Below are 12328 nucleotides of genomic sequence, written 5' to 3' on the forward strand. Positions count from 1 at the left end.
GCCGCCGGTCCCGACCGCCCAGGCCTCCGTCAGCGCCGACCGCCTACGCCTCCGTCAGCTCCACCTGGATCTCGACCTCGACCGGGGCGTCCAGCGGGAGGACGGCCACGCCGACCGCGCTGCGGGCGTGGACGCCCTTGTCGCCCAGGGCCGCGCCCAGGAGCTCGCTCGCGCCGTTCAGGACACCCGGCTGGCCGGTGAAGTCCGAGGCCGAGGCCACGAAGCCGACGACCTTCACGACACGCGCGATGCGGTCGAGGTCGCCCACGACGGACTTGACCGCGGCCAGCGCGTTCAGCGCGCAGATGCGGGCCAGGTCCTTGGCCTCCTCGGCCGTGACCTCCGCACCCACCTTGCCGGTGAGCGGAAGCTTGCCGTCCACCATCGGCAGCTGCCCCGCGGTGAAGACGTACACGCCGGACTGCACGGCGGGCTGATAGGCGGCCAGCGGCGGAACGACGCCCGGCAGCGTCAGACCGAGCTCCGCGAGCTTCGCCTCGACGGCGCCGCTCATGCCGACTTCTCGCGCTTCAGGTAGGCCACCAGCTGCTCGGGGTTGTTCGGCCCGGGCACGACCTGGACGAGCTCCCAGCCGTCCTCGCCCCAGGTGTCCAGAATCTGCTTCGTGGCATGGACGAGCAGCGGCACGGTTGCGTATTCCCACTTGGTCATGTCGCCGACTGTAGTCGTTGCCGCGGGGGGCCTCGCGCGCACGTTGTCCACAGCCTCCTGCGTAGTACGGCGGCGGACTGGTTAGGCTCGAAGACGTGAGCAGGCTCCAGGTCGTCAGCGGCAAGGGCGGTACCGGCAAGACCACGGTAGCCGCGGCCCTCGCGCTCGCCCTCGCGACCGAGGGCAAGCGCACCCTCCTCGTCGAGGTCGAGGGCAGACAGGGCATCGCGCAGCTCTTCGAAACAGAAGCGCTGCCCTACGAGGAGCGGAAGATCGCCGTCGCTCCGGGGGGCGGGGAGGTGTACGCCCTCGCCATCGACCCCGAACTGGCCCTTCTGGACTACCTCCAGATGTTCTACAAACTGGGCGGCGCCGGCCGGGCCCTGAAGAAGCTCGGCGCCATCGACTTCGCGACCACCATCGCGCCCGGTCTCAGGGACGTGCTCCTCACGGGGAAGGCATGCGAGGCCGTCCGCAGGAAGGACAAGAGCGGGCGGTTCGCGTACGACTACGTCGTCATGGACGCGCCACCCACGGGCCGCATCACCCGCTTCCTGAACGTCAACGACGAGGTCGCGGGGCTCGCCAAGATCGGGCCGATACACAATCAGGCGCAGGCCGTGATGCGCGTCCTGAAGTCGCCGGAGACGGCGGTGCACATGGTGACGCTGCTGGAGGAGATGCCCGTCCAGGAGACCGCGGACGGCATCGCCGAGCTGCGGGCGGCGAAGCTGCCGGTGGGACGGATCATCGTGAACATGGTGCGGCCCGCGCTCCTGGACGACGTCGACCTGGAGCTCACGGGCGCCGTCACGCGCAGCGCCGTCGCCAAGTCGCTCTCGGCGGCGGGGCTCGGCGGCGCCCGCCGCGGCGGGAACGCCGAGCGGCTCGTCGGGCCCCTCCTGGAACAGGCCGAGGAGTACGCCGAACGGCACACCCTGGAGCGCGAACAGCGGGCCGTCCTGACCGAGCAGGACCTCCCGCTGCACGAACTCCCCCTGCTCGCCGAGGGAATGGACCTGGCGGGCCTGTACGAGCTCGCTACGGAACTGCGCACTCAAGGGATCTCATGAGTCTGGACCCGGCCCGCGTACTCGACCTCGACCCACTGCTCGACGACCCCGACACCCGCATCGTGGTGTGCTGCGGCTCGGGCGGCGTCGGCAAGACGACCACGGCGGCGGCCCTGGGGCTGCGCGCCGCCGAGCGGGGCCGCAAGGTGGTCGTTCTCACCATCGACCCGGCGCGCCGCCTCGCCCAGTCGATGGGCATCGACTCCCTCGACAACGTCCCACGCCGGGTGAAGGGCATCGACGACTCCGCGGGCGGCGAGCTGCACGCCATGATGCTCGACATGAAGCGCACGTTCGACGAGATCGTCGAGGCGCACGCGGACGGCGAGCGGGCGGCCGTGATCCTGAACAACCCCTTCTACCAGTCGCTTTCGGCGGGCTTCGCGGGCACGCAGGAGTACATGGCGATGGAGAAGCTGGGGCAGCTGCGGGCCCGGGACGAGTGGGACCTGATCGTCGTCGACACTCCGCCGTCCCGCTCGGCGCTCGACTTCCTGGACGCGCCCAAGCGGCTCGGGTCGTTCCTCGACGGACGTCTGATCCGGCTCCTGACGGCGCCGGCGAAGCTGGGCGGGCGCGCGGGAATGAAGTTCCTGAACGTCGGGATGTCGATGATGACCGGCACCCTGGGGAAGCTGCTGGGGGGACAACTCCTGAAGGACGTGCAGACGTTCGTGGCGGCGATGGACACGACGTTCGGGGGCTTCCGTACGCGCGCGGACGCCACGTACAAGCTACTCCAGGCGCCCGGGACGGCGTTCCTGGTGGTGGCGGCCCCGGAGCGGGACGCGCTGCGCGAGGCCGCGTACTTCGTGGAGCGGCTGGCGGCCGAGGACATGCCGTTCGCCGGTCTCGTACTCAACCGGGTGCACGGCAGCGGTGCCGCCCACCTCTCCGCCGAGCGGGCGCTGGCGGCCGCCGAGAACCTCGATGCCGAGGCTGCGGAAGATCTTGAATCCACAGCTGTAGAAAATCTTGACGACGCCCGCATTGTGGATCAGGAGGGCGGGAAAGCTGGACTTCGTAACTCTCCCGACACGTACGGCAGTTCAGAATCTCCCGCTTCCGAGACATCAGCTCCCGACGGCTCCGAAGGTCCAGCCGGCTCCGACGGTTCCGATGAAGGCTCCCCCGCCGCCACGGACAGCACAGACGCCACGGACAGGGCCGCCGCACCGACCGACACGCCGCCGCACGGACACCGGACCGTCGAACAATTCACCGCAGGCCTGCTGAGACTGCACGCCGAGCGCATGCAGCTGCTCTCCCGCGAGCAACGCACGCGTGACCGCTTCGCCGCGCTCCACCCGGAGGTGGCGGTTGCCGAAGTGGCCGCCCTGCCCGGCGACGTACACGATCTCGCAGGACTGCGGGACATCGGAGACCGGCTCGCGGCCAACCAGCCGGAGCTGCCTGAAACCGACGCCTGAGCGGCGCCGTCCACGGACCCGGGGCCAGGTCTGAGTCAGAGCTCGTGACCGACCCGGGATGGCCTGAGGCGGCAAGCCCGAAATGGCCTGACACAAGTGGGGCCGAGGCGGTGAGTGGGTCTGAGGCGGCGGGTGGGTCCGGCGCGGGCCGAGGTGGCCCCGCGGGATGCCCTCCGTGGCGCCCTCAGCCCACCGCCGCGTAGCGCTCGTACACCTCTTCCTCGTCGAGGGGCAGCAGGCCCGCACCGCGCTCGTACTCCGTACGCGCGGTCTCCAGCAGGCGACGCCACGAGGTGACGGTGGGACGCCTGCGCAGCAACGCGCGACGCTCCCGCTCCGTCATGCCACCCCACACGCCGAATTCGACGCGGTTGTCGAGCGCATCGGCGAGGCACTCCGTGCGTACCGGACATCCGGTGCACACTGCCTTCGCCCTGTTCTGCGCTGCTCCTTGAACGAACAGTTCATCCGGATCGGTAGTGCGGCAGGCCGCCTGCGCACTCCAGTCGGTTACCCAGCCCATACCGGCGCCGTCCTCTCCCGAATCGAGGCTCCCCCACGGCGGCAGCGGCATATTCACCGCCGCCAGTTGAGGACGTTACGGAAGGCAGGCACAGCGCAACACCCCCTGCGGGCCCAATCTTGAATGGCCCGAACGGACTATGCGTAAGCGGCAGATCACCCGGGGGAGTGAGCGGCGGACATACGTGAGTATCCCGGCAAAGCGGGACAGTTCAGTTGAGTCACAACGGACGCCAGGTGACGCATGAGGCTGATTCGGACACGACCTCCCCAAAAAAGTTGGGGAACCTCCGGAACGATTCGGGGTCGCCGGACGTATTGATACGTGGCCATACTGCTGTGACAGTTGAGAGCAGCTTAGGCCAAGGCATATACGCGTGTCCGGCGAATGAGAACGTAGGCTGCCCCTATGCCAAAGAAGCGCTCGGGCGGTGGTCTGTCGCCAACGCAACAGGCCGCCAAGTTCCTCGGTGTCAGCGTGCTCGCTGGAGCAGTCATGGCCGGAATCGCGCTGCCCGCTGCGGGCGCGCTCGGTCTCGCGGCCAAGGGTTCCGTCCAGGGGTTCGACGAGATTCCCGACAACCTGAAGAGTCCCGCGCTGAGTCAGCGCACCACCATCCTGGACAACAAGGGCGGTCAGATCGCGACGGTCTACTCGCGCGACCGCACGGTGGTCGACCTCAAGGACATCTCGCCGTACATGCAGAAGGCGATCGTCGCGATCGAGGACTCCCGCTTCTACCAGCACGGCGCGATCGACCTGAAGGGCGTCCTGCGCGCCCTGAACCAGAACGCGCAGAACGGCGGGGTCGCCCAGGGCGCCTCCACGCTCACCCAGCAGCTGGTGAAGAACTACTTCGTGGAGGAGGCCGGCGACGACCCGACGAAGGTCGCCCAGGCCACCCAGCAGACCCTCGGCCGCAAGGTCCGCGAGCTCAAGTACGCGATCCAGCTGGAAGAGAAGCTCGGCAAGAAGAAGATCCTCGAGAACTACCTGAACATCACGTTCTTCGGCGAGCAGGCCTACGGCATCGAGGCCGCCGCCCAGCGTTACTTCTCCAAGCCCGCCAAGGACCTGAACCTCCAGGAGTCCGCGCTGCTCGCGGGCATCGTCCAGTCGCCCAGCCGGTACGACCCGGTGAACGACGAGGCGGAGGCCACCAAGCGCCGCAACACCGTGCTGCAGCGCATGGCCGAGGTGCACGACATCTCCCAGCAGGAGGCCGACAAGGCCAAGGAGGCGAAGCTCGGCCTGAAGGTCAGCCAGCCGAAGAACGGCTGCATCACGGCGGTCAAGGGCGCGAGCTTCTTCTGCAAGTACGTGGAGAACGTGTTCCTCACCGACCCGGTCTTCGGCAAGACCAAGGAGGCCCGGGCGAAGCTCTGGAACCAGGGCGGCCTGACCATCCGTACGACGCTCGACCCGCAGGCGCAGCAGTCGGTGCAGTCCTCGATCAAGTCCCACGTCAACAAGTCGGACTCGGTCGCCACGGCGGCCACCCTGGTCGAGCCGGGCACCGGGAAGATCGTCGGCATGGGCCAGTCGAGGCCGTACGGCTACGGGAAGAACGAGACGGAGTACAACTACTCGGTCGACCGTGACATGGGCGGTTCGAACTACGGCTTCCCGACCGGTTCGACCTTCAAGCCGTTCGTGGCCGCGGCCGCGCTGGAGGAGGGTCGGCCGGCGACCCAGCAGTACCCGTCGCCGTACGAGATGGCCTACCCCAGCCCCGTACAGACGTGCAGCAGCAAGCCCTGGACCAACCTGACCGGCGAGAAGCTGTCGAACGAGAGCACCGAGGAGAAGGGCCCGTACGCACTGAAGACGGCGATGGCCAAGTCGGTCAACACCTACTTCGTGCAGATGATCTCGGACATCGGCATCTGCCCCGTGGTGAAGCTGACCGACAAGCTGCACGTCGTGCAGGGCAACGGCGACAAGCTGCCCGAGGTGCCCGCCATCACCCTCGGCTCCAAGGGCATCTCCCCGCTGACCATGGCGAGCGCCTACGCCACCTTCGCCTCTCGGGGCATGTACTGCACGCCGATCGCCATCGAGTCGATCACCCAGAAGGCCGACGGCCGGGAGAAGTCGCTCGAGGTCCCGAAGTCGACCTGCTCTCGGGCCATGTCCGAGAAGACCGCGGACACCGTCAACACCCTGCTCCAGGGCGTGATCGACTCCGGTACGGGTCAGCAGGCCGGCCTCTCCGACCGCGACAACGCCGGTAAGACGGGTACGACGGACGAGCGCAAGAACGCCTGGTTCGTCGGGTACACGCCGAACCTGTCGGGCGCGGTCTGGGTCGGCAGCCCCAAGCAGAACGTCAAGATGACGGGCATCCGCATCGGCGGCGTCTACCACGACCTCGTCTACGGCGGTCAGGTGCCGGGCCCCATCTGGAAGGACGCCATGACCGGCGCCCTCTCGGGCAAGGACTCCCCGTCCTTCAACCTCGTCGACATTCCCGACGAGAAGCCCAAGGACGACGGCCATGGCCCGACCGACGGGAACAACGGCAGCAATAACGGCAACAACGGCAACAACAACGGTGGAAACACCATCAACGGGAACACGATCAGCGGCAACACCATCAGTGGCGCCAACGGCGGCACAGGTAACACGAACGGTGGCGGGTTCCCGACACCCACGTTCTCGATCCCCTCGGGCTTCATTCAGGGTCAGAACGGCAACGGGGGTCGTCACGGGTAACCCACCCCGTCACGGCCGCTGACAGAGAACGGCACAGCACAGCCGTCGGCCTCGGCGCTTTCCCTATCGGGAGCGCCGAGGCCGACGGCTTTTGGTGGGCGGGGTGGTGTGGGTACGGGTACGGGTGGAGGTACTCGTACGGATTCGCACGGGCACAGGCACAGGCACAGGCACAGGCACAGGTGCTCGTACGGCTCATACGGCTCGTACGGGTCCCGGTTCTGCGTCTGCTACTGGTTGCGGTCCCTCTCGGACTCAGCCCGCGAGCAGCTTCTTGACCACGGCGGCGACACGACCGCCCTCGGCCTGCCCCGCGACCTTCGGGTTCACGATCTTCATGACCTGCCCCATGGCGCGCGGCCCCTCGGCACCCGCCGCCCTGGCCTCCTCGACGGCCTGCCCGACGATCTGCTGGAGCTCCTCGTCGGACAGCTGCTTGGGCAGGTACGCGGCGAGGACCTCCCCCTCCGCCTTCTCCCGCTCGGCCGACTCGGGACGCCCGCCCTGCGCGAAGGCGTCCGCGGCCTCGCGGCGCTTCTTCGCCTCGCGGGTGATCACCTTCTGTACTTCGTCGTCGGAGAGCTCGCGCTTCGTCTTGCCCGCGACCTCCTCCTTGGTGATCGCGGCGAGGGTCAGCCGGAGCGTCGCGGAGCGGAGCTCGTCGCGCTCCTTGATGGCGGCGTTGAGGTCTTCCTGCAGCTTCGACTTGAGCGTGGTCATGCCGTTGATTGTCGCAGGTGTGATGCGGCGGTCGCCTGCTGATTTCATTGCCGTACCCCGGGACGCGCCGTCGGTGAGCACGAGACTGTCCACAGATTCGGGGTTGTCCACAGGGCGGCAAGCGGGGCTGTCGGGGTCTGACACGATGGACTTATGCGCGCGCGATACGGAGTACCCCTGGGAATCACGGCGGTGGGCGCCGCCGGACTGTTGTACGCGGCGGGTTTCGAGGCCCGCTCGTTCCGCCTCCGACGGGTGACGGTCCCGGTTCTGCCACCAGGCATGCGGCCGCTCCGCGTCCTCCAGGTCTCCGACATCCACATGGTGAGCGGTCAGCGTAAGAAGCAGCGCTGGCTGCGCTCCCTGGCCGGGCTGCGCCCCGACTTCGTCATCAACACCGGGGACAACCTCTCCGACCAGGAGGGCGTCCCCGAAGTCCTGGACTCCCTCGGCCCGTTGATGGAGTTCCCCGGTGCGTACGTCTTCGGTTCGAACGACTACTACGGCCCCAGACTCCGCAACCCCGCCCTGTACTTGCTGGAGAAGTCCCAGGGCCGCCACGGTCTGAACGGCAACAAGCCGGCCGTGGGCGTCATCCACAACCCGTGGGAGGACCTGCGCGACGGCTTCGACGCGGCGGGCTGGCTGAACCTGACGAACACCCGGGGGACGCTCAAGATAGAAGGCGCCGAGATCGAGCTGACCGGCCTCGACGACCCGCACATCAAGCGGGACCGGTACGCGCGCGTGGCCGGCGGCCCGTCGGAGTCGGCCGACTTCTCGATGGGCGTGGTCCACGCCCCGTACCTGCGTACGCTCGACGCGTTCACAGCGGACGGCTACCCCCTGATCCTGGCCGGCCACACCCACGGCGGCCAGCTGTGCCTCCCCTTCTACGGCGCCTTCGTCACCAACTGCGACCTGGACGCGGACCGCGTGAAGGGCCTGTCCAAGCACACGGCGGAGGGGCAGACGTCATACATGCACGTCTCGGCGGGCTGCGGTACGAACCGCTACACGCCGGTACGGTTCGCGTGCCCGCCGGAGGCGTCACTGCTGACGCTGGTCGCTCGGGAGTAGGTCGCTCGGCAGCAGGTCGGACGGCGGTGAACGGGACGGATGCGGGTCGATCAGAGCGTCGATGTCGATGCTGATGTCGATGCTGGTGGGGAGCGGGTCCGCGTTCGGCCGTCACCCACCCGGGTGAACCATATCGCCCGATTCGCCCCACATGCTTAGCGTGGGGACATGATCGCCCCGATCCCCAGGGACATACCCGACCTGCCCGCGATACCGGGCATCCCCCCGCCGAACCCCTTCGTCGTCCCGGCAACGGCAGTGGTAGCCCCCGTGCGCCGCCCCGTGGTGGCCGTCTTCCGCCTCCTGGTCGCCTTCGTCGCGACCGTGGGCGTGGCCATCGAGATGCGCCTGGGCAGTCCGCTCCACGTGCTCAGCTACTTCACCATCCAGGCCAACCTGCTGGTGGCGGTGGTCTTCGTCACCTCGGCCCGGCGGGCACGGGCGGCGCGTCGCCCGCTGCCCGCGGTCCTCATGGGCGGCACGTTGCTCTACATCTCGATCACGGGCCTGGTCTACCACCTGATCCTGGCGGACCCGTCCAGCGGCTTCTCCATGATCGGGGGTATCACCCGGCACGCCGGCCGGCAGGCGGTGTCGAACCAGATCCTGCACACGGTGATCCCCATCGCCGCGTTGATCGACTGGCTCCTGCTGACCCGCCCGGTGCCGTTCGCGGTCCGGCATGCGACGACGTGGCTTGCCTACCCTCTCGCCTACCTGGCCTTTTCCCTCGTCCGCGGAGAGATGCTGCCGCCAGGCACCCCGGCGCGCTACCTCTACCCCTTCGTGGACGTCGACCGGCACGGTTACGTGGGCATCCTCGGCAACACCGCGATCCTCGGCGTCGCCTTCTACGCCCTCGCCCTCCTCGTCATCGCCCTGGACCACGTCCGCCCCGACCCGTTCCGCCGCCGCGGCCGACGCCCCAGAAACCGGATTTCGTCTCCGGCCACCGGTGGGCTAAAGTAAACGACGTCGCCGCGAGAGCAGCGACAATCGGGGTGTAGCGCAGCTTGGCAGCGCGCTTCGTTCGGGACGAAGAGGTCGTGGGTTCAAATCCCGCCACCCCGACAGCCGAAACAGCAGTTCAGGCCCGGTACTGAGAGATCAGTACCGGGCCTGATTTGCTTTGCGGGCCCATTCTGGGAGCCATTTGGGAGCCGACTTCGGGGAGCGGCTCCCCGGCGGCTCCCAGCGAGAGGTGTTCCGCCTCCGAGTGCACCGTGCGCTCCGCAAGAGTCACCCCACGGCTTGTGCCGAGGAGACAACAGACGGTACGACGATCGACATGCACCGATGGTCTCCGTTAAATGACCGGCAGCTCGCACTCCTCACCCGCATCGGGGACGGAGCCGACCCCGTCACGTCGGACAGCCCCGAGTTCGCTCTCACCGCCCGCGCGCTCAAGGAGCGGCGCCTGATCACCATGCCCAAGCAGGATGGGAAGTGGCAGGCGGAGATCACTGACGCGGGGCGCTTCTACCTGGAACACGGCCATCACCCGGACCGGCCGGAACCAGCTCAGCGCAAGCAGCGGTCAACAGGTTCCGACCAACGGACACGGCCGGCCCCTCCGCCGCAAAAGAAAGTCACAGCCCCGTCCCCGACGAAGCCGGCGCCGCAGCGCGCCGCCAAGTCCCCACAGCCGTCGCCGGCGGAAGTCGGAGCCGCCTTGATCGCGGAGGTACAGCAGGCTGGTCGGTTCCTTCGGATCCCGAACCTCAGCGACGAGGAGCGAGCCCGCTACCGCAGGGCCTTCGACGCGGCCCGGCAGTGTGCCCCCGAGGGATACAGCCTGAAGTACAGCGGGCGGGCGAAGGGGGACTTCTTCCTCGGCCTGCTCCGGGTGACCGGCGAGGACGAGACCGAGTGGAACCGGATCCGGCTGGCGCGCAGCCGTGTGATCACCGATGTCGAGGACGTGATCGCCGCAGTCAGCACGGATCACAGCGCCTTCGAGATCTCGGAGGCGGTCCTCCCCCGGGTGCTCTCGCTGCTCCGGCTCCTCGCCGAGGAAGCCCTCGCACGCCACGGCGAGATCGCGGTGTCGAAGAAGCGCAGACAGCCGAGGCCGCTGCTCACCGTCCACGGCAGGACGTACGAGGTCAGCTTCCGCGAACGGCAGAAGCCGGTCCGGTACGTCCCCAAGCAGCCGGGCCGCCGTACCTACGACTGGCAGCGTGTCACTCCGGCCCAGAAGTTCGAGCCGTCCGGCGAACTGGAGCTGCTGGTCAGCCAGCAATCGGGCTACAGCTACGGCTGGAAGAAGGAATGGGCTGACACGGCTAGGAAACCATTGGAGGAGCAGGTCGGTTCAGTCTTCCGGGCGTTGAAGGCGCGCGCGGAGGAGCAGGAGCGGGCTCGACTGGAACATGAAGCCGAGCAGCAGCGCCTGCGGGAGGAGCGGGAGCGGCAGGAGGCCGAGCGCCGACGTCTGGAAGCGGAGCGAGAGGAGCGCGAGCAGCGGGAGTGGGAGTCCGCCGTCAGCGTGGCTTCGATCAAGGCGGTTCACGCAGTACGGGCCGAGCGCTTCGGCACGGCCCTTGAGCAGTGGCAGGCCGCAGGGGAGATCCGAATGTTCTGTGCCGCTCTGGATGATGCCGCCGCGGCGTCGGAAGACGCCCTAGAAGCCGAGAGGCTGCGAGAGTGGTCGGCTTGGGGGAAGGCGGAGGCCGACCGGCTTGACCCCACTCTTAGCGGCAAGGGCTTGGCTTCTCTCAACTTCCATACGGAGCCGACGGGAGATCAACTGCGGCCGTTCCTCGACGGCTGGCACCCACACCGGCCGGAGAAGGAAAAGAAGCCCGCTGTTCAGCCGGCGCCGCCCAAGGTGGAGCCAGATCCGTGGCGCGGTCTCATCGACGCACGTCAGGATCAAGGCTGGAGATATGGACACCCAGGTCGCGCTCAATGGTGGAGGCGATGACGCCGTGGCCGCGGTCACGTAGGGCCTTGACCGCCTTCTCGACCAGCTCTCCGAGCCGGATGACCTCGGCGCGCAGGGCAACCAACTCGTCGTAGCGGTCGGCCTTGTCCTGGCCGCACCACGCCCGGACGGTTCGGAGGACTGCCGCCTCCGCGTCCAGCTTGCGTTCGTCACGCCGGCTGTAGGAGTACCAGGAGGGCTGGGCACGCTCCTGCTCGATGTCCTGCTGCTTGCGGTCCACCTCCGGAAGGATCTCGTCGGCGAGGCGTCCGGCCACGTGGCGGGCGATGCGCTCGGTGACCGGCCACCCGGCCAGGCACATTCCGCGGTGGTTCTCGAACACCATGGTGTCGCCGCGTAGTTCGGCGGCGTCCATCCCGATGAGCGGTGCAGTCTCGTCGAGGCGGCTCAGCTCCAGAACGCCTGCGTCCGCCACCGTTCGGCGCAGTCGCAACCTGTTCTTCGGGCGAACGAATCCGAGGATCATGCGGGCGGCCTCGAATTCCGTGCTGCCCCGGACGTGGCGCGAGGACTCCACCAGTGCCAACTCCGCCGCGTCGTCTGCGCGGAACGTATCGACTTCCGCCCACGGTGCTACGAGAGAGCCGGAATTGACCCACTCTTGCAGGCCGGCGGCATCGCCTTCGAGAAACCGTACGTGGACCCAGCCAGACCTGCCAGGGCCGCCCACGCGAACGACCTCCACCTGGCGAACCGCACCGCCCAGCTCCTTCGGCCTCGCGCGGTAGGCCCAATGCTCGCCAATCTCCATGTGCCTATTGAGCCAGGTCTGTTGGACCCATCACTGGGCGTTTGCCATAACTACCGGCGCGAACTCCTCATCACCAGGTTGACGCCGCTCTGCGAAGCATCGCGCGAAACAGCTTCACCCCGGCAGCGACCGCAAAGAGGCACAGCAGCACGTCCGGACATCCGCACTGTCCCTCGCAGCGTTCCTCACCGGACGACGCTCCCTCCACGTACGAGGCCCAGTGGCTGGTCGACGAGTTCACCGGTCGGGGACTTCGTAGCGTTCCGCCTGGAACCCGTGGCCCTCCCCTAGAAAGATCCTCACGCATAGTTACAGGATGGTCACAAGGTGGAATATGCGGGTGATCAAGTGGCTGATCACCAAGAAAATGTCACTCTACGTTTGCCGGGAATATCCGGCGACCTGTGTGCTGGGGAG

At 67.9% G+C, this 12328-nt stretch carries 11 protein-coding genes and 1 tRNA gene; 7 read left to right on the forward strand and 5 right to left on the reverse strand.

Features of this window, described 5'->3' with window-relative positions; all coding sequences use genetic code 11:
* Positions 1-43: 43 nt before the first annotated feature.
* Both ACZ69M_RS13750 and ACZ69M_RS13755 read right to left on the reverse strand, forming a co-directional pair.
* A complete protein-coding gene (locus ACZ69M_RS13750; RefSeq protein WP_470049584.1) occupies positions 44-514 on the reverse strand; it encodes a RidA family protein in 471 nt (156 codons plus the stop codon).
* The gene (locus ACZ69M_RS13755; RefSeq protein ID WP_075033571.1) at positions 511-672 is read right to left on the reverse strand and encodes a DUF4177 domain-containing protein; all 162 of its coding nucleotides are present in this window, start codon (positions 670-672) and stop codon (positions 511-513) included. The genes ACZ69M_RS13750 and ACZ69M_RS13755 overlap by 4 nt, the downstream gene beginning before the upstream one ends.
* Before the next feature lie 95 nt (positions 673-767).
* Between ACZ69M_RS13755 and bagA the strand changes: the two genes are divergently transcribed.
* A complete protein-coding gene (gene bagA, locus ACZ69M_RS13760; RefSeq protein ID WP_470049586.1) occupies positions 768-1745 on the forward strand; it encodes an ATPase BagA in 978 nt (325 codons plus the stop codon).
* A complete protein-coding gene (gene bagB / locus ACZ69M_RS13765) occupies positions 1742-3175 on the forward strand; it encodes an ATPase BagB (protein WP_470049588.1) in 1434 nt (477 codons plus the stop codon). Before bagA ends, bagB begins: the two co-directional genes overlap by 4 nt.
* Positions 3176-3359: 184 nt before the next feature.
* Here the strand turns inward: bagB and wblA are convergent, their stop codons facing one another.
* Positions 3360-3698 (reverse strand): transcriptional regulator WblA, encoded by a 339-nt coding sequence (gene wblA, locus ACZ69M_RS13770; protein ID WP_028799159.1) that lies wholly within the window; start codon positions 3696-3698, stop codon positions 3360-3362.
* A 408-nt stretch (positions 3699-4106) separates the two neighbouring features.
* Between wblA and ACZ69M_RS13775 the strand changes: the two genes are divergently transcribed.
* Entirely contained in the window at positions 4107-6413 is a 2307-nt protein-coding gene (locus ACZ69M_RS13775; protein WP_470049589.1) for a transglycosylase domain-containing protein, read from the forward strand.
* 255 nt (positions 6414-6668) lie between these two features.
* Here the strand turns inward: ACZ69M_RS13775 and ACZ69M_RS13780 are convergent, their stop codons facing one another.
* Positions 6669-7133 carry a GatB/YqeY domain-containing protein gene (locus ACZ69M_RS13780; protein WP_168494112.1) on the reverse strand — a complete coding sequence of 155 codons (465 nt, stop codon included), beginning with the start codon at positions 7131-7133 and terminating at the stop codon, positions 6669-6671.
* Positions 7134-7286: 153 nt separating this feature from the next.
* Here ACZ69M_RS13780 and ACZ69M_RS13785 point away from each other — a divergent pair, with 153 nt between their 5' ends.
* The 4 genes from ACZ69M_RS13785 (at position 7287) to ACZ69M_RS13800 (ending at position 11139) form a co-directional block, all read left to right on the forward strand.
* Positions 7287-8213 carry a metallophosphoesterase gene (locus tag ACZ69M_RS13785; RefSeq protein ID WP_470049591.1) on the forward strand — a complete coding sequence of 309 codons (927 nt, stop codon included), beginning with the start codon at positions 7287-7289 and terminating at the stop codon, positions 8211-8213.
* Positions 8214-8381: 168 nt separating this feature from the next.
* On the forward strand, positions 8382-9182 hold the full coding sequence (locus tag ACZ69M_RS13790) for a Pr6Pr family membrane protein (protein ID WP_470049593.1): 801 nt from the start codon (positions 8382-8384) through the stop codon (positions 9180-9182).
* Positions 9183-9210: 28 nt separating this feature from the next.
* A tRNA-Pro gene (locus ACZ69M_RS13795) sits at positions 9211-9284 on the forward strand.
* Between the two features lie 775 nt (positions 9285-10059).
* Positions 10060-11139, forward strand: a complete 1080-nt coding sequence (locus ACZ69M_RS13800) for a hypothetical protein (RefSeq protein ID WP_470049595.1) — start codon at positions 10060-10062, stop codon at positions 11137-11139.
* On the opposite strand, the gene ACZ69M_RS13805 is transcribed toward ACZ69M_RS13800, so the two are convergent.
* Positions 11069-11911, reverse strand: coding sequence for a PE-PGRS family protein (locus ACZ69M_RS13805; protein WP_470049597.1), 843 nt, complete (start codon positions 11909-11911; stop codon positions 11069-11071). The two genes, ACZ69M_RS13800 and ACZ69M_RS13805, sit on opposite strands and share 71 nt — an antisense overlap.
* Positions 11912-12328 lie beyond the last annotated feature (417 nt).

It is taken from the genome of Streptomyces sp. NPDC107454, from assembly GCF_055582885.1.

What these genes read in the sequence shown, in the direction of transcription:
- ACZ69M_RS13750 (WP_470049584.1), bottom strand. Translation starts at nt 514, where the DNA reads ATGAGCGGCGCCGTCGAGGCGAAGCTCGCGGAGCTCGGTCTGACGCTG.
- ACZ69M_RS13755 (WP_075033571.1), bottom strand. Translation starts at nt 672, where the DNA reads ATGACCAAGTGGGAATACGCAACCGTGCCGCTGCTCGTCCATGCCACG.
- bagB (WP_470049588.1), top strand. Translation starts at nt 1,742, where the DNA reads ATGAGTCTGGACCCGGCCCGCGTACTCGACCTCGACCCACTGCTCGAC.
- wblA (WP_028799159.1), bottom strand. Translation starts at nt 3,698, where the DNA reads ATGGGCTGGGTAACCGACTGGAGTGCGCAGGCGGCCTGCCGCACTACC.
- ACZ69M_RS13775 (WP_470049589.1), top strand. Translation starts at nt 4,107, where the DNA reads ATGCCAAAGAAGCGCTCGGGCGGTGGTCTGTCGCCAACGCAACAGGCC.
- ACZ69M_RS13780 (WP_168494112.1), bottom strand. Translation starts at nt 7,133, where the DNA reads ATGACCACGCTCAAGTCGAAGCTGCAGGAAGACCTCAACGCCGCCATC.
- ACZ69M_RS13785 (WP_470049591.1), top strand. Translation starts at nt 7,287, where the DNA reads ATGCGCGCGCGATACGGAGTACCCCTGGGAATCACGGCGGTGGGCGCC.
- ACZ69M_RS13790 (WP_470049593.1), top strand. Translation starts at nt 8,382, where the DNA reads ATGATCGCCCCGATCCCCAGGGACATACCCGACCTGCCCGCGATACCG.
- ACZ69M_RS13805 (WP_470049597.1), bottom strand. Translation starts at nt 11,911, where the DNA reads ATGGAGATTGGCGAGCATTGGGCCTACCGCGCGAGGCCGAAGGAGCTG.